Source organism: Aggregatibacter segnis ATCC 33393, assembly GCF_900476035.1.
Lineage (GTDB): Bacteria > Pseudomonadota > Gammaproteobacteria > Enterobacterales > Pasteurellaceae > Aggregatibacter > Aggregatibacter segnis.
Genome location: NZ_LS483443.1, coordinates 375,466 through 392,212 on the forward strand (window position 1 = coordinate 375,466; position 16,747 = coordinate 392,212).

Annotated in this window: 16 protein-coding genes; 8 read left to right on the forward strand and 8 right to left on the reverse strand. The window is 43.2% G+C overall.

The window, feature by feature from the left end; genetic code table 11:
- The first annotated feature begins 52 nt into the window (after positions 1 to 52).
- Complete coding sequence (gene waaF / locus DQN58_RS01875) at positions 53 to 1,096, forward strand: lipopolysaccharide heptosyltransferase II (RefSeq protein ID WP_032998034.1); 1,044 nt, start codon at positions 53 to 55, stop codon at positions 1,094 to 1,096.
- Between the two features lie 104 nt (positions 1,097 to 1,200).
- Positions 1,201 to 3,096 (forward strand): bifunctional glutathionylspermidine amidase/synthase, encoded by a 1,896-nt coding sequence (gss, locus tag DQN58_RS01880; RefSeq protein WP_006719782.1) that lies wholly within the window; start codon positions 1,201 to 1,203, stop codon positions 3,094 to 3,096.
- Between the two features lie 86 nt (positions 3,097 to 3,182).
- Here the strand turns inward: gss and DQN58_RS01885 are convergent, their stop codons facing one another.
- The 7 genes from DQN58_RS01885 to napF are packed head-to-tail and all read right to left on the reverse strand — an operon-like array spanning position 3,183 to position 9,401.
- Positions 3,183 to 3,818, reverse strand: a complete 636-nt coding sequence (locus DQN58_RS01885; RefSeq protein WP_006719784.1) for a NapC/NirT family cytochrome c — start codon at positions 3,816 to 3,818, stop codon at positions 3,183 to 3,185.
- Positions 3,819 to 3,831: 13 nt separating this feature from the next.
- Positions 3,832 to 4,281, reverse strand: coding sequence for a nitrate reductase cytochrome c-type subunit (locus DQN58_RS01890; protein ID WP_006719787.1), 450 nt, complete (start codon positions 4,279 to 4,281; stop codon positions 3,832 to 3,834).
- Between the two features lie 37 nt (positions 4,282 to 4,318).
- Complete coding sequence (gene napH, locus DQN58_RS01895) at positions 4,319 to 5,200, reverse strand: quinol dehydrogenase ferredoxin subunit NapH (RefSeq protein ID WP_006719789.1); 882 nt, start codon at positions 5,198 to 5,200, stop codon at positions 4,319 to 4,321.
- Positions 5,200 to 6,033, reverse strand: a complete 834-nt coding sequence (gene napG / locus DQN58_RS01900; protein ID WP_032998218.1) for a ferredoxin-type protein NapG — start codon at positions 6,031 to 6,033, stop codon at positions 5,200 to 5,202. Before napG ends, napH begins: the two co-directional genes overlap by 1 nt.
- A gap of 48 nt (positions 6,034 to 6,081) precedes the next feature.
- The gene (gene napA / locus DQN58_RS01905; RefSeq protein WP_006719792.1) at positions 6,082 to 8,562 is read right to left on the reverse strand and encodes a nitrate reductase catalytic subunit NapA; all 2,481 of its coding nucleotides are present in this window, start codon (positions 8,560 to 8,562) and stop codon (positions 6,082 to 6,084) included.
- Between the two features lie 31 nt (positions 8,563 to 8,593).
- Positions 8,594 to 8,878 (reverse strand): chaperone NapD, encoded by a 285-nt coding sequence (locus DQN58_RS01910; RefSeq protein ID WP_006719794.1) that lies wholly within the window; start codon positions 8,876 to 8,878, stop codon positions 8,594 to 8,596.
- Positions 8,871 to 9,401 carry a ferredoxin-type protein NapF gene (napF, locus tag DQN58_RS01915; protein ID WP_006719796.1) on the reverse strand — a complete coding sequence of 177 codons (531 nt, stop codon included), beginning with the start codon at positions 9,399 to 9,401 and terminating at the stop codon, positions 8,871 to 8,873. Before napF ends, DQN58_RS01910 begins: the two co-directional genes overlap by 8 nt.
- Positions 9,402 to 9,620: 219 nt before the next feature.
- Here napF and narQ point away from each other — a divergent pair, with 219 nt between their 5' ends.
- The 5 genes from narQ to rpoH all read left to right on the forward strand — a co-directional run bounded on the left by narQ (position 9,621) and on the right by rpoH (position 14,628).
- Positions 9,621 to 11,324 carry a nitrate/nitrite two-component system sensor histidine kinase NarQ gene (gene narQ / locus DQN58_RS01920; protein ID WP_006719798.1) on the forward strand — a complete coding sequence of 568 codons (1,704 nt, stop codon included), beginning with the start codon at positions 9,621 to 9,623 and terminating at the stop codon, positions 11,322 to 11,324.
- Positions 11,325 to 11,337: 13 nt separating this feature from the next.
- Positions 11,338 to 12,363, forward strand: a complete 1,026-nt coding sequence (gene murB, locus DQN58_RS01925) for a UDP-N-acetylmuramate dehydrogenase (protein ID WP_006719799.1) — start codon at positions 11,338 to 11,340, stop codon at positions 12,361 to 12,363.
- A gap of 13 nt (positions 12,364 to 12,376) precedes the next feature.
- Complete coding sequence (locus DQN58_RS01930; protein ID WP_006719801.1) at positions 12,377 to 12,685, forward strand: DUF2322 family protein; 309 nt, start codon at positions 12,377 to 12,379, stop codon at positions 12,683 to 12,685.
- On the forward strand, positions 12,685 to 13,638 hold the full coding sequence (gene tehA / locus DQN58_RS01935; RefSeq protein WP_006719803.1) for a dicarboxylate transporter/tellurite-resistance protein TehA: 954 nt from the start codon (positions 12,685 to 12,687) through the stop codon (positions 13,636 to 13,638). The genes DQN58_RS01930 and tehA overlap by 1 nt, the downstream gene beginning before the upstream one ends.
- Before the next feature lie 141 nt (positions 13,639 to 13,779).
- A complete protein-coding gene (gene rpoH / locus DQN58_RS01940) occupies positions 13,780 to 14,628 on the forward strand; it encodes an RNA polymerase sigma factor RpoH (RefSeq protein WP_032998036.1) in 849 nt (282 codons plus the stop codon).
- A 70-nt stretch (positions 14,629 to 14,698) separates the two neighbouring features.
- Here rpoH and DQN58_RS01945 read toward each other — a convergent pair whose 3' ends face one another.
- The gene (locus tag DQN58_RS01945) at positions 14,699 to 16,159 is read right to left on the reverse strand and encodes an aminoacyl-histidine dipeptidase (protein WP_006719807.1); all 1,461 of its coding nucleotides are present in this window, start codon (positions 16,157 to 16,159) and stop codon (positions 14,699 to 14,701) included.
- 113 nt (positions 16,160 to 16,272) lie between these two features.
- Here DQN58_RS01945 and gpt point away from each other — a divergent pair, with 113 nt between their 5' ends.
- Positions 16,273 to 16,737, forward strand: coding sequence for a xanthine phosphoribosyltransferase (gene gpt / locus DQN58_RS01950; protein WP_032998038.1), 465 nt, complete (start codon positions 16,273 to 16,275; stop codon positions 16,735 to 16,737).
- The last annotated feature ends 10 nt before the right edge of the window (positions 16,738 to 16,747 follow it).

A 16,747-nucleotide genomic window follows, 5' to 3' on the forward strand; every position in this document is an offset into this window, starting at 1 on the left:
GCGGTTAAAATTCATTATGTTTTTTAACCGCACTTTTAGCATAAGGCAAAACATGAATATCCTAATTATCGGCCCCTCTTGGGTCGGCGATATGATGATGTCGCACAGCTTATATCAACAACTTAAACTGCAATATCCAACTTGCCTAATTGATGTGATGGCGCCGAACTGGTGTAAGCCGTTGCTGGCACGCATGCCAGAAGTGCGTAACGCCATTGAAATGCCGCTCGGACACGGCAAATTTGCGCTATGTGAACGTTATCGTTTAGGCAAAGCGTTACGTCATCAGTATGACATGGCGATTGTTTTGCCGAACTCTTTAAAATCCGCGTTTATCCCTTTATTTGCGAAAATTGCCGTGCGTCGTGGTTGGAAAGGGGAAAGTCGTTATTTTCTGCTCAATGACTTACGTAACAACAAACGGGATTACCCAATGATGGTGCAGCGTTATGTGGCATTGGCGTTTGAAAAAAATGCGGTGCCGAAAGCGGCAGATATTCCTGTCTTAAAACCTTACTTAACCGTTGAGCCAACACAACAGGCAGAAACCTTAAAAACATTTGAAAACCAGACCGCACTTTTAGGCAATCGCCCGATTATTGGTTTTTGTCCGGGGGCCGAATTTGGCCCGGCAAAACGTTGGCCGCATTATCATTACGCGAAATTAGCGGAAATGCTGATTGAAAAAGGCTATGCCGTGGAATTGTTTGGCTCCCCGAAAGACGTAGAAGCCGGCGAACAAATTCGCAATGCATTGCCTGCCGAGTTGCAACCGTTTTGTTTAAATTTAGCGGGACAAACTAATCTGAATCAGGCTGTGGATTTAATTGCTCACTGCACGGCGATCGTGAGTAACGACAGTGGTTTAATGCACATCGCGGCAGCTACAGATCGCCCATTGGTGGCGCTTTACGGCCCAACCAGCCCAACGTATACGCCACCACTGTCAGATAAAGCGGAAATCATCCGTTTAATTGAAGGCGATTTGATTAAAGTGCGTAAAAGCACCGACAGCGCGGAAGGATATCATCAAAGTTTGATCGATATTACACCACAAAGCGTATTTGAAAAACTCACCGCATTACTGAATAAATAGTTAAATCACCGCCAAAGTGCGGTGATTTTTTTTTGATAAATTCGTTGGGGGGCAAAAAATAAAAGATCTATACTACGGTTTTAATTTACTCTTTCGGAGTTGTTATGCCGGATCGTTCTCCTAATATCGCAACACATGATCCCTTCGGCAGCTTATTGGGTTATGCACCCGGCGGCGTTGCCATTTACTCTTCAGATTACAACACAGCAGATGCGCAGGAATACCCTGACGACACCGCTTTTCGTAGCTACCTGGGTGGCGAATACATGGGCTATAAGTGGCAATGTGTGGAATTCGCCCGTCGCTATCTTTATCTCAATTACGGCATGGTCTTCACCGATGTTGGCATGGCGTACGAAATTTTTTCTTTGCGTTTTCTACGCCAAGTGGTTAATGACGCGTTGTTACCACTACAAGCCTTTGCCAATGGCGGAAAGCGAGCGCCAGAATGTGGTGCATTGCTGATCTGGCAGGAAGGTGGCGAGTTCAAACATACCGGCCATGTGGCGATTATCACCGAAGTGCTGACAGATAAAGTACGCATCGCGGAACAAAATGTGATTCATTCCCGCCTGCCGAGTGGTCAACAATGGACCCGTGAATTGCCGATGACGATTACAGAGGATGGCTATCGCTTACATGATACCTTTGATGATACAGAAATCCTCGGTTGGATGATTCAAACGGACAACGAGGAATTCAGCCTACCACAACCTATGCCGGAGCCGAATAAACTCAACATTTATGCAGAACACATTGAGAACCAAGGACAGTTTTCAGCAAACTGGCTTGATCAAACAAAACCACTAGAGGCAGCTTACGTTAAAGCAATGCAAGGGCATATTGTGAATCATGGTGATCAATATCGTTATTTTGTGCTTTCAGAAAGTGCACAGCATGAATTGATTCGCGCCACGAATGAATTACACCTCATGTATTTACACGCCACCGACAAAGTGCTTAAAGACGATAACTTATTGCAATATTTCAATATCCCAAAACTGCTTTGGCCTCGCCTGCGATTATCTTGGCAAAATCGTCGTTATCAAACCATCACTGGGCGGTTAGATTTCTGTCTCGATGAGCGTGGTTTGAAGGTGTATGAATACAATGCCGATTCCGCATCTTGTCATGCTGAAGCAGGCGCAATTTTGCCACAATGGGCAAAACAAGCTGGCATCACAGCAGGGCATGACCCGAGCGAAGGATTACGTAATGCGTTGGCGGACAGTTGGAAACACAGCCGTGCTACACCACTCGTACATATTATGCAGGACTACGATGCCGAAGAAGATTACCATGCCCTATTTATGCGTGATGCACTAATCCAAGCCGGTTTTAACACAAAGATTATTCACGGCACAGAAGGGCTACATTGGGATATTCGTGGGCAGTTATTAGATGATGAAAATCAGCGAGTCCAAAGCGTATGGAAAACCTGGGCGTGGGAAACCGTGTTGGAACAATTACGCGAGGATGCCACGGGCCGCGAGGTTGCCCCACCGATTCGTACCGGTTATCCGGAAGATAAAGTGCGGTTAATTGATGTATTACTTCGCCCAGAAGTATTGGTTTATGAACCCTTGTGGACGGCTATTCCAAGTAACAAAGCTATTTTACCGGTGTTGTGGTCATTGTTTCCCAATCATCGTTATTTGTTGGAGGCAGGGTTTGAGCTCACGCCAGCATTAATTGCCAACGGTTATGCACAAAAACCAATTGCCGGGAGACGTGGTGATAATGTGAAACTGATTGGTGAATGTAAAAGCGTGCTAGACAGTACAAATGGGCGTTTTGGTAAACAAGAGAACATTTATCAACAGTTATGGTGCTTGCCTAAAGTCGAAGAGCAGTATGTACAGGTGTGTACTTTCACCGTAGGTGGACATTATGCCGGCAGCTGTCTGCGTTCTGATCCAACCCGTGTGATTGTCGGTAATAGCGATATGCAACCATTGCGTATATTAAGTGATAAGGCGTTTACACAGAAGGTAAAATAGATTTAGGGGAGATCAAAATAGGCACCTTCAAGGTGCCTATTTTTACTTTAAAGTGCGGTCAAAAAACTCAACGTTTTTGAACCGGTTTATTTTTTGTCTTTTGACTCAGCCGGCTCAACCTCAGCACCTTGCAACCAACCCGGAGCAACTTTACTCATATCCGGTAAGTTGTGTGCAATACCTTTATGGCAGTCAATACAGGTTTTGCCGTTTTCTTGAGCAAATTTATGCATTTTTTGCGCCACCGTTTTTTGTTGAGAGAAATCCATGCGATCCATTTTATGGCAGTTACGACATTCTTTAGAATCATTAGCTTTCATACGCGCCCATTCATTTTCCGCCATGTGCGGACGACGAGCGTTGAATTTCTCAATAGTATCGGTCCAACCCATGTAATGGGCATACACTTCTTTTGCCGCCACCATTTTACGCCACATTTTCGGGCCAAACTCATGTGGTACGTGACAATCCGGGCAGCTCGCCCCTACACCGGTACGCGTTTGATAGTGTACGCTGTGTAAATATTCCGGATAAGCGTCATTTGTATGGCAACCTGAACAGAATTGTTCCGTGTTGGTTTGTTCCAAACTGTAATTAAAGCCGACCCAGGATAAAATACCGCCGATAAAAGATAAAACGATAATCGTACCAACCGCTATACGGCTAGGTGATCTAAACCAGCGCCAAAGCCGAATGAGAATATTTGCTTTTTTATCTGACATAATCGCCCCTTAATTACTTACCGTAACCTTTCATTGGTTTGAATTCATTTGGCACGATTGGCTCAACATCAGATTGAGAAACGTGACATTGCAAACAGAAATAACGGCGAGGAGATGAACTGGAGCCGATATTACCATCGCGATCAGCAAAGTGTGTCGGGCTGATACGCGTTGCCCCGGTAACACGAGAGGCTTCAACGCTGTGACAGTTCAAACATTGGTTAACATTTTTGGTGACTTGATAGTTTTTTACGCTATGTGGCACCATTGGTGGTTGGTTAACATAATTTAATGCAGGTAATTCACTTTGTTTCGGTGCATCGTGGAATGCCGGTGCAACACTTTCCGGTGAATTATTGAAAAAGTCTCCGGCACCACTGTTTGATTGTTCTGCCATGACAGAAGTCGCAAACAATGCCGCGAATACAGCACCGCTAAAAGCAAAGAGGTTTTTTCTAGTCATTTTAATCACTCCCCCGAATGATGGAAATTTTTTATTTTTATTGGTTTAAATTGACGACAGGAATATCGTTATTAAACCTATGGCTAAAGGTGAATACTTTTTCAGCGCAAACATCGATACAACGTCCGCAACTGATACAATCTTGAGAAAGCACAAGCAGGCTTTCGTTATTTTTACCGTGTAATGGAGAACGTAACACTTGTGGTTCCGGACAAACGTTATAACAATCCATGCAATTATCGCATCTTGCTCGGTCAATTACTTTGATCCGAAGCAGACTTTTCGCACCGATAACACCATAGGTTGCGCCGATTGGGCAAAGGTGTCCGCACCATCCGTGTTCGACAATGAATAAATCAAAGAAGAAAACAACTAAGATTAACCACGCTGTTGCACCAAAGCTATAAATTAAAGCCCTTCCTAATGCAGCAACGGGGTTCACCCATTCCCATAGTAACAAACCGCTTACCGCACTACCGGCTAAAATCATGACTAAGATAGCATAGCGTAAACTGCGTGGAATTTTTGCCGTTTGACGAATACCCAACTTACGGCGAATCCAAGCCGCACAATCGGTGACGACATTTAACGGACAAACCCAGCCACAGAAAACCTTACTACCTAACAACGCATAGATTATAAAAATAATCAATGCACCGCTGAGAGTCAGAATACCCGGTAAATGGCCAGAAGCCAGACTTTCTAAGGTAATTAACGGATCACTAAACGGAATAACATCGAAAAGCAAACTTCCGCTATAATTGCCTTTTAAAATCCAAACACCCAAATAAGGTCCGCTTAAAAACATCAACAAAATGCTTAGCTGACTTACACGTCGCCAAAATAGGAAACGATTAGCATACCACCAGCCCAGTTTTTCTCTGGCTTCTCGTCCAGCAAACTTTGGTGCATTAGCCATTACTTACCTCCTAATACCGGTGCCAAAACAGGCTCTGGAATTTGTTCAGCACCTGTTGCAGGAATAGCACCCGCAGGTGTTGGTATTCCGTCCGGTAATCGGGTCGGCATAGAAATCAAATCGTCCGGTGCAAGAGAATGTCCTGCTTTCGATTTTTCTTCCCAACCTAAACGATAATGTTTACCCAACATACCTTTAGCAAGAGACATCGGTAATACTTTGATTGCCGCTTCTTCCAATACGCAAGCTTTTTCACATTTACCACAACCGGTACAAGCATCAGAATGAACGGTCGGAATAAACACGGCGTGTTTACCGGTACGCTCGTTACGATGGCTTTCTAATGTAATCGCTTTGTCGATTAAAGGACAAACACGATAACATACATCACAACGCAAACCTTGCCAGTTAAGGCAGGTTTCGTGGTCTAGCAATACAGCAAGCCCCATACGGGATTCGTTAATATCCTGTGCATAGCGATCTAACGCACCACTTGGACAAGCGTGAGCGCAAGGAATATCGGGACACATTTCACAAGGTTTATCTCGCGCAATAAAGTATGGCGTACCGGCTTCCATTGGAGAAAGTAAGGATGCCAAATGCAACATATCATATGGGCAAGCTTGCACACATTGACCACAACGAATACAGGCGGCTGCAAACTTCTCGTCATCCTCAATAGCAAACGGTGGACGTAACGCCACACCTTCACGGGCTAAGCTTTGTTTTTGTTGTAAACCTAATAAAAGGCCGAGCCCAACTAAACCGCCCGCAGTACGGGTTGCTTCTTTGAGGAATTTTCGGCGATCAGGTGTTACTGTTGGTTTTTTCATTGTCTTAATGACCGCACCATAAAGTGCGGTCTGTTTTCCCATTATTTTTTAAGCTTTTTCCACTTTTACCGCACATTTCTTGAAGTCGGTTTCTTTGGAAATCGGGTCAGTTGCATCCAATGTTAATTTATTGGCTAACTGTCCTGCATCAAAGAAAGTGGTATAAACCAAACCTTCCGGTACTTTATTACGACCACGAGTATCTAAATAAGAAATCATTTCGCCACGACGTGAAGCGATCTTAATCTTATCGCCATGACGCAACCCGCGTTTTTGTGCATCGTTCGGGTGCATCCAAACAACGTTGTTCGGGAAAGAACGGTGCAATTCCGGTACACGGCGGGTCATGGTACCTGTATGCCAATGTTCTAACACACGGCCGGTACATAACCATAAATCGTATTCAGCATCCGGTGACTCTGCAGGTGGTTCATAAGGCACAGCAAGAATAATCGCTTTTTTATCCGGGTAACCGTAGAACGCCACGCCTTCACCTTCTTTCACATACGGGTCAAAGCCTTCACGGTAACGCCATAAGGTTTCTTTACCGTCCACAACAGGCCAACGCAAACCACGTGCCTTGTGATACATATCGAACGGCGCTAAGTCATGACCATGACCACGACCGAATGATGCGTATTCTTCAAACAAGCCTTTATGTAAATAGAAACCGAAGTGGTAAGACTCATCATTTAATTGGCCTTCTGCAAGCTCGCTTAGTGGGAATTTATCCACTTGACCATTGCGGTACAACACTTCATATAAGGTTTTGCCTTTGTACTCCGGATTTTTCTCTAGAATTTCTGCCGGCCACATTTCATCGGTGGTGAAATATTTAGAGAACTCCACTAATTGCCATACGTCAGACTTCGCTTCACCCGGTGCTTTGACTTGTTGACGCCAGAATTGAGTACGACGCTCTGCGTTACCATAAGCACCTTCTTTTTCTACCCACATTGCTGTTGGAAGCATTAAGTCTGCGGCTAAACAGGAAACAGTTGGGTATGGGTCGGACACCACGATAAAGTTGTCCGGATTACGCCAGCCCGGGAAAGTTTCTTCATTAATATTTGGACCGCCTTGCATATTGTTGGTACACATTTGCCATAACACACGCATTTTACCGTCTTTTAATGCACGGCTTTGAGCAACAGCATGGAAACCTAATACATCCGTAATAAGTCCTGCAGGTAATTTCCAGATTTTTTCTGCAATTTCACGGTGTTTTGGATTGGTAACCACTAAGTCTGCCGGCAAGCGGTTAATAAAGGTACCTACTTCACGGGCTGTACCACACGCAGACGGTTGACCGGTTAAGGAGAACGGACCACAACCCGGAATAGAAATTTTTCCGGTTAATAGATGGATGTTATAGATTAAGTGGTTTGCCCACACACCGCGAGTGTGTTGGTTGAAACCCATGGTCCAATAAGAAACCACTTTACGTTTTGGATCAGCATATAATTTCGCCAAGTTTTCCAACACATCTTTTGGTACGCCGGACATTTCGTGGGCTTTATCTAAGGTGTATTCAGCAACTAGGGCTTTTAATTCCTCAAAGTTACTGTCATACATTTTGCCGCTGTTCGGATTTTTTGCCGCTTTTTGCAATGGGTGATTATCACGCAAGCCGTAACCGATATCGGTTTCACCACGTTTGAATTTGGTGTGTTTATTGACGAAATCCCAGTTAATCGCATCGTTTTGAATTAAGTAATTGATAATGTAGTTTAAAATCACTAAGTCAGTATGTGGCTTAAAGACTAGACTATAGTCAGCCAACTCGAAACTACGATGTTCATAGGTTGAAAGTACGGCGACTTTCACATCTGGGTTGGATAAGCGACGGTCGGTAATACGAGACCACAAAATTGGGTGCATTTCCGCCATATTGGAACCCCAAAGCACGAAAGCTTCAGCATTCTCAATATCATTATAACAACCCATCGGTTCATCCATACCGAAAGTACGCAGAAAGGCTACTGCTGCGGATGCCATACAGTGGCGCGCATTCGGGTCGATATTATTAGAACGGAAACCGGCTTTCCAAAGTTTAGCTTTAGCATAACCTTCAAAGATGGTGCTTTGACCGGAACTGAACATACCCACACCGTTTGGCCCTAATTCTTTCACAGCAGCTTTGAATTTTTCTGCCATGGTTTTAAATGCGACATCCCAGCTAACTGGCGTAAAATCACCGTTTTTATCGTATTTGCCGTCTTTCATACGTAGCATCGGCTGGGTTAAACGGTCTTTACCGTACATGATTTTCGGTAAGAAATAACCTTTAATACAGTTTAAACCACGGTTTACTTCTGCATCCGGGTCACCTTGTGATGCTACAACGCGACCATCTTTGGTTCCTACCAATACGGCACAACCGGTACCACAGAAACGACAAACGGCTTTATCCCATTTAATTTCGGATTCAGCGGCTTCTACATTTTTTACCGGAATAGTTAATCCGGCAGCCGTAGCTGCAGCAACAGCAGCATTGGCTTTCATAAAGTCTCTACGACTTAAATTCATAGTGTTTTCCCCCCACTATATGATTTTTGAGTTATTCAGGCTGTTCATCCTGTTGATGATAAATCAGCGAAACGGTAATAACACCGTCAATATCTTTCACAGATTCCATGTTGTTAAGCAAGATATGCTGATCGTGAGATTGCATAACAGCAACAATCTTACCAATCTTTTCGTCAAAGGTTGGCACTTCTGTGTTTGGAATCGCTAAAAGTGCGGTACGAATCGCGGGTATTTTTTGGGGTTTTCCTTGCACCACCAAACCGACGACGTGCCAGTCTTTCGCTTCTTCCATGGTTAAAACTTCAGTTTCATTCATCGTTGTTAGGATATGTAATTTTTATTGCATTCACCGGACAACTGTTTAAACAGGCGCCACACCCATTACAGTTATCCACGTTTACCATCGGCTGTGCCACACCACCTATTTGTAAGCGGAATCGAATGGCATTTACCGGACAGTTATCTTGACAGCTACGACACTCGATTTTCTGTTGCGTTAAGCATAAAGAGGTGATTTCTACCTTATGTTCCCAAGGTTTCTCTTCTATTAAACGGAAAATCGGTTGTTTGCAAACATCCACGCATTTATGGCAAAAAGTACATTCGCCTTGGCTAAATTGCACTTGCGGAAAACCGCCCTCACCCTTAATCAAAATATGCGTTTCACACACTTCAATACAGTCGTCACAACGGGTGCAATGCTGAATAAATACTTGGTTATCTTTGCTCCAAGGTGGTCGAATACCATTAAAACCTTGGACTTTTTGTTGTTCTGTCTGTAACGATGACAAGAAAGAACCACGTAAAAAATGGCGCCGTGAAACATCAGGCGTTGTCATTCGTCTTTACCTATTAATCTATTTTTAGATCCTGTATGTTAATTCCTTCACAGCCAATTAACATAACTACAAATAAGTATTTACCTCACCTTCTGTCTTCAATTTGTTTTAGATCAAACTCTATTATTGGTTTGCTCTCATTCTCCCTAAAAAACTCTTATAAAAGAGACCGCACTTTTTGTTAAACTAGCGGCACATTTTCCACCAAGGTTTTTTATTGTGAAAATCAAGCATTCTGTTTCTACCCGCATAGCCAACTATCTCATCGTAATTATTATCTTTGTTGGCATTATCAGCGCATTTAGTTTAACACTAATGGAAGGTAATCGTTCCTATGCAGAAGCAATTAATGTGTCTGGTTCATTACGGATGCAGAGTTACCGCTTACTCTATGAAATCGAACATAATCCCCAAATGGTGGAAACAAGCCTACGTCAATATCGCGTCAGTTTGCATTCAAAATCCCTGATAGAAATTAATTATCATCCTTTCGCCTCACAAGAAGTAAAAGATGCCTATCGCAATTTGATTAAACGCTGGGAAGGCATGGAATGTCTTGCACGAGAAGGCAACTTTTCTGAGTATCAACAAAATATTGCTAATTATGTGGCGCAAGTGGATCGGTTCGTGTTCGCCTTACAACATTCAGCGGAAGAAAGATGGATTTGGGCATTATGCGTCATTATTTTTTCGATGCTACTCATCGTCGCCATGGTGTCTTATGTAAATTGGTATACTCGCAAAGCCGTCGTGACACCATTGGAGCAACTGACGCGCGCCAGTATTCAAGTTCAAATGGGGCAATTCAATCATATTCCGCTAGATCTTAAGAAAGAAGATGAGTTAGGCCATTTGGCACGCACGTTTACCAAAATGGCCTCGGATTTAAGCAAGTTATATTCCAGCTTGGAGGCGACGGTAAATGAAAAAACCCAAAAATTACAACAAACTAACCACTCTTTAAGCACGCTGTATCACTGTTCACAACTTGTCACAACCAATAAAATTGACAGTAAAATTTTGCAATTAGTCTTACAAAACATCATGCTCAGCGAACACTTGCGCTATCTGGAGCTAGATGTATTGGATATGGCACATTGGCACATTTGCTTAGGTGAGAAAAATGACGACTTGGAATTACAACAAACAGAAGTGACCATTGAAGGGGAAACCTTAGCGGTGTTGTATTGGCAAGCAGGGCTTCCTTGCCCTGATTTACGCACCATGCAAAACTTAGCGCAAATGCTAAGCCGCTCCTTATATTTCCAGCGCACACAACGTCAACAAGAACAGCTATTACTCATGGAGGAACGTTCTATTATTGCGCGTGAATTACATGATTCGTTGGCGCAAGTTTTGGCATTTTTACAAATTCAACTGACTCTACTTAAGCATAACTTAAATAAAGACGAACCAGATTCTAAACACAAAAGTTTGATGATCATTAAACAGTTTGAACAAGCCTTGAGTGACGGTTACAGCCAGTTACGCGAACTGTTAGCCACTTTCCGTTTAACCATTCAGGAAGCCAATTTGAAACTCGCGCTAGAACAAGTGATTGATTCCTTACGCAATCAAACAGACATTCAAATGAGCGTAGATTGTTCCCTACCATCGCAAAGTTTTAATGCACAACAATTAGTCAACGCCTTGCAAATCGTACGCGAGGCTGTACTCAATGCCATTAAACACTCACAAGCCACGCTCATTGAAGTCATCGCTCGTACCAACGAAGATGGCGAACAAGAACTCATTGTGCGTGATAACGGCATTGGTATTCCAAGTTTAGAAGAACCGGATGGACATTACGGACTTAACATCATGCACGAGCGTAGCGCACAACTCAACGCCAAGCTCACCATTACTAATCAAGCAAGTGGCGGCACAGAAGTAAAAGTTACGTTGGCGCACACATCATCTTAATTCAGAGGAAATTATGCAGAATTTACAATCGTTTCATACCTTTGCTATTCCGGCGCATGCCGAAAAAATCATTAAAATTGCCTCCATTCCTCAACTGAAACAGGTATGGGACGAGTGCCAACAAGAAAATCTGCCCGTGTTGTTTTTGGGGCAAGGTAGCAATGTGTTATTTATTGAGGATTTTGCCGGTGCTGTGCTCATTAACTGCCTGCTCGGCATTCAACACAAAGAAGACCAGCATTTCCATTATCTGCACGTTAATGGTGGCGAAGTATGGCATAATTTGGTGCAATGGAGCATCGAACAAGGCATTTACGGCTTGGAAAATCTCGCCTTAATCCCAGGTTGCGCTGGTTCCGCTCCCATCCAAAATATCGGTGCCTACGGCGTTGAATTTAAAGATGTGTGCGACTATGTAGAGGTATTAAACTTAGCCTCCGGCGAGCAATTCCGTTTAACCAATATCGAATGCGAGTTTGGTTATCGGGAAAGTGTATTCAAACATAAATATGTAAAAGGTTATGTGGTGACAGCCGTCGGATTAAAACTGGCAAAAGATTGGAAACCGGTATTGAAATATGGCAACTTGGCAAACCTAGATAAAAGTGCGGTCAGTTCTGCGGACATTTTTTCAGAAATTTGTGCCGTTCGCCAAAGTAAATTACCCGATCCGAAACAATTTGGTAATGTAGGCAGTTTCTTCAAAAACCCTGTTGTTTCCGCCCAACAATTTGAGCGTCTACAACAAGAATACGCGACGATTCCGCATTTCCCACAAGCAGACGGCAGCATAAAATTAGCCGCAGGTTGGCTTATTGACCAATGCAACTTAAAAGGCTACCAAATCGGCGGCGCAGCGGTACATCAACAGCAAGCCTTGGTTCTTATAAACAAAGGCAATGCCACCGCATCTGATATCGTTGAATTGGCACATCACATTTATCATCTGGTAGCACTTCGCTTCGATATTCAATTACAACCGGAAGTACGTTTTATCGGTAAGTACGGTGAAGTGGATAGTCAACAAACCATCAGTTAATTACAGGAACACCATGACATTTAACGAAATTTTAGTCGCATTACCGACAATTGAACATCTGAGTGAAATCAACATTTTAGAAAACGGTAAACAGATTCATCAAATTCCGGCTGCGCCTGGAAAATTAGGTTCATTACGGGTGTATAACGCACTGGCAGAGGAATTTAACGGGAAATTAGACCGCACTTCTGCACAGAAAGGCTTGCAACTCTTCGCTGAGCATACGGAAGATGCCCGTCAGTTTCCAGGTAAACACCCGAATATTGATTTATTACTGCGCGTGATTGAACAAGACTTGTGTTATCACATTGAGGCTCACTAATGGAACAGCAAAAACCATTTCCTATTCCCGTCAATTATTTCAGTATTGTTTTAGGCTTATCCGCGTTAGGCTTGGCTTGGCGTTATGGCACGCATACTGCAGGACTACCTTCGATTATTAGCGAAACCTTGCTAGGTTTAGCGACTATCATTTGGTTGATATTTATTGTGGCTTATGGCGTGAAATGGTTACGTTTCCCTCAACAAGCCAAAGAAGAATTACATCACTTAATTCTGGGCTGTTTTATCAGTTTAATTCCCATCACCACCATTTTAATTGGCTTGGCTGTCTTGCCATATGCCTTCCCATTATCCATAGGATTAATCGCATTAGGGATCATAGGGCAGTTAGGTTTCGCCGCTTTCCGCGTTGCTGGGTTATGGCGCGGCATTCACAAAGCAGAAGCCGCAACACCGATTATGTATTTACCAACCGTAGCAACTAATTTTGTCAGCGGCACAGCATTAGGCTATTTGGGGTATAGCGAGTTGGGAATGCTCTTTTTTGGTGCCGGCATGTTTTCGTGGCTAAGCCTTGAACCGGCAATTTTGCATCGCTTACGCAATTTAGAACCCGTTGCACCTGCCGTACGTCCAGCGATAGGTATTCAACTTGCACCGGCATTTGTGGGTTGTTCCACTTACTTAACGTTAAATGGTGGTGAGGTGGATTTATTGGTGAAGCTGTTCGTCGGTTATGGTGTATTGCAACTGTTATTCTTAATCCGTTTATTGCCTTGGCTATTCCAAAATGGTTTCATGGTTTCATTTTGGGCATTCTCGTTTGGACTAGCATCCATGGCAAACGTAGGATTACATATTTATCAAGGTACATCAGACCCTATCCTAAGCGTTATTGGCCTATCCCTATTTTGGTTTGCTTCGACGATGATTGGACTATTGATTTTAGGGACAATTTACCTCATGATGCGCGGTCGTTTTTTAGTAAAATAAACGAACTTTCAGGCAAAAAATTGGTCATATAAACGATGAAAAGACGAATTCCAATCGCTAAAACCGATTGAAATTCTCATAAATTGTGTTATAACTGGGCTCTCTCAATCAAGCCTGGTGACTTTACTAAGAAGGAAGATGATGGATAAAGAAACTCAAACCATGATGTTAGTTCCCCAAGGAAGCTTAGAAGCCTATATTCGCGCAGCGAATGAATACCCGATGTTAACGGCGGAAGAGGAAAAGGAACTCGCGGAACGTTTGTATTACAACGAAGATATTGAAGCAGCAAAAAAACTCGTGTTATCTCACTTGCGCTTCGTTATCCATGTTGCCCGTGGTTATTCCGGTTATGGCTTGCCGCAAGCGGATTTAATTCAAGAGGGCAATATCGGTTTAATGAAAGCAGTTAAGCGTTTTAACCCGGAAGTAGGTGTTCGCTTAGTGTCTTTCGCAGTGCATTGGATCAAAGCAGAAATTCACGAATACGTTTTGCGTAATTGGCGTATTGTGAAAGTTGCGACGACCAAAGCGCAACGTAAGTTGTTCTTTAATCTACGCAAAACCAAACAACGCTTAGGTTGGTTTAATGAAAACGAAGTGGACATGGTGGCAAATGAGTTAGGCGTTTCTCCACAAGATGTGGTGGAAATGGAATCACGCATGACCGGTGCTGATGTGGCGTTTGATTTGCCAACAGACGATCATGATGAAGAAACCTACGCACCGGCGTTGTACTTGGAAGACAAAGGCTCCAATTTTGCCGCGGAGTTAGAAAATGAAAACTATGAAGCACAAGCCACTGATCAACTTGTGGTGGCATTAAATAATCTTGATGCACGTAGCCAAGACATTATCAAAGCCCGCTGGTTGGATGAAACCAAAGCAACTTTACAAGACTTGGCTGCAAAATATAACATCTCAGCAGAACGTGTTCGTCAGCTAGAAACTAACGCACTGAAAAAATTAAAAAGTGCGGTCAGTTTTTAATGCATTTTTGAAGCGTATAAAAAGAGAAAACCCGCTCCATCAAGAGCGGGTTTTTCTTTTTCCAACGAAGTTATTTCACCGGAATTTCTGCTAATAATTTCGTGATCAAAGACCAATAAATTTGTACCGCCGGAATATGAACCTTCTCATCCGGTGAGTGCGCATTTTTGATTGTTGGCCCGATGGATACCATATCCATATTCGGATAGATTTTCTTCAGTAAACCACATTCCAGACCGGCGTGAATCACTTTGATTGTTGGCTCATAGCCCAAGACGTCCGCATAGATTTTATGGGTTAAATCAACAATTGGTGAATGTGCCTGTGGCTCCCAGCCCGGATAAGAGCCGGAGAATTCAGCACAAGCACCACTTAATGAAGCAAGCGATGTCAACATCTCGGCAACATATTCTTTGCCGCTATCAATAAGTGAACGTACTAAAATTGTAGCTTTAATTTGATTCTCTTCTGTTTTTAATACGCCAACACTGAGGGATGTTTCCACGGTGTTTTCTAATACATCGCTATTACGAATCACACCATTCGGTAGCACGTTCAAGAAATGAATCACACGTTGTGTGCTAGCCACAGTAAAGGTTTTCTCAGATTTCTCAACAGGCTGCAAATCAAACGTAAGATTCGGTTCAATTAGTGCCAGTTCAGCTTTTAATAAAACAGCAAAATTTTCCACCGCACTTTTTAGTTGAGCCACGTCACCGTTGAAGTTCAACGTTGCAAACGCTTCACGCGGAATAGCGTTACGAATAGAACCGCCGCGAATGTCACTTAAAAGGAAATCAAAGTGCGGTTGATGTTGGGTGAGTTTTGCTAAGAAACGCGCAAGCACTTTAATCGCATTGGCACGTCCAGTATGGATATCGCAACCGGAATGTCCGCCACGTAACCCCTTAAGAATAATTTGATAGCTGTGAGAGAAGGCATTGTCTTGATATTCCACCGGCAATGTCACATTCGCATTTTCGCCACCGGCGCAACCCACATAAATTTCTGCGTTTTCTTCTGTGTCGGTGTTAATCATAATGTCGCTTTGTAGCCAGTTTGGACGCAATCCGATAGCCCCTTCCATGCCACGTTCTTCTGTCATGGTGAGTAACACTTCTAAATCGGGATGGGCAATATCATCACTGTCTAAAATGGCTAACGTCGATGCCATTCCAATACCGTTGTCCGCCCCTAAGGTCGTGTCTGTAGCACGCACCCATTCACCATCAATATAAGGACGGATAGGATCGGTGGCAAAATTATGTGAGCTACCTTCATTCGCTTGCGGCACCATATCCAAATGCGCCTGTAAAGCAACTTTTTGACGATTTTCCATGCCTTTTGTTGCCGGTTTACGGATTAATACATTGCCTACATCATCACGTTCCGCGTAAAACCCTTTCCCTTTTGCCCAGTTGATGATGAATTCCGCAAGTTCATTTTCTTGGTAGGATGGATGTGGGATTGCACAAATTTGATCAAACCATTTCCATAATAAATTCGGACTTAATTGTTGTATTTCTGACATAGTTCCTCCTTAAAAAATTAGGGAAAATAATAGCATAAAATGCCATTTCGGGTTATCCTAACGCAATTTTTATTTCCAGGGCGATGCCCGTAAAATTTTTAAAAGGTGTGTTTATGAGTGAAAAATATGTTGTGACGTGGGATATGTTCCATATGCACGCACGCAAATTATCCGAACGTTTACTTCCAGCTTCCCAATGGAAGGGCATCGTCGCAGTCAGCCGTGGCGGTTTATTTCCTGGCGCAGTACTTGCCCGTGAGTTAGGTATTCGTCATGTAGAAACCATTTGTATCGCTAGCTATAACCACGATAAACAAGGTGAATTGCAGGTCTTACATGCAGCTCAATTAGAAAACGGTGGAGAAGGATTTATCGTCATTGACGATTTAGTAGATACCGGAAACACTGCACGCGCTATTCGTGAGATGTACCCAAATGCTCATTTCGTTACTGTTTTCGCAAAACCAGCCGGCGCTGAATTAGTTGATGATTATGTAGTTGATATCCCACAAAACACATGGATCGAACAACCTTGGGATATGGGCATTTGTTTCGTTCCACCACTTGCTAGAAAATAAAAAATAATAG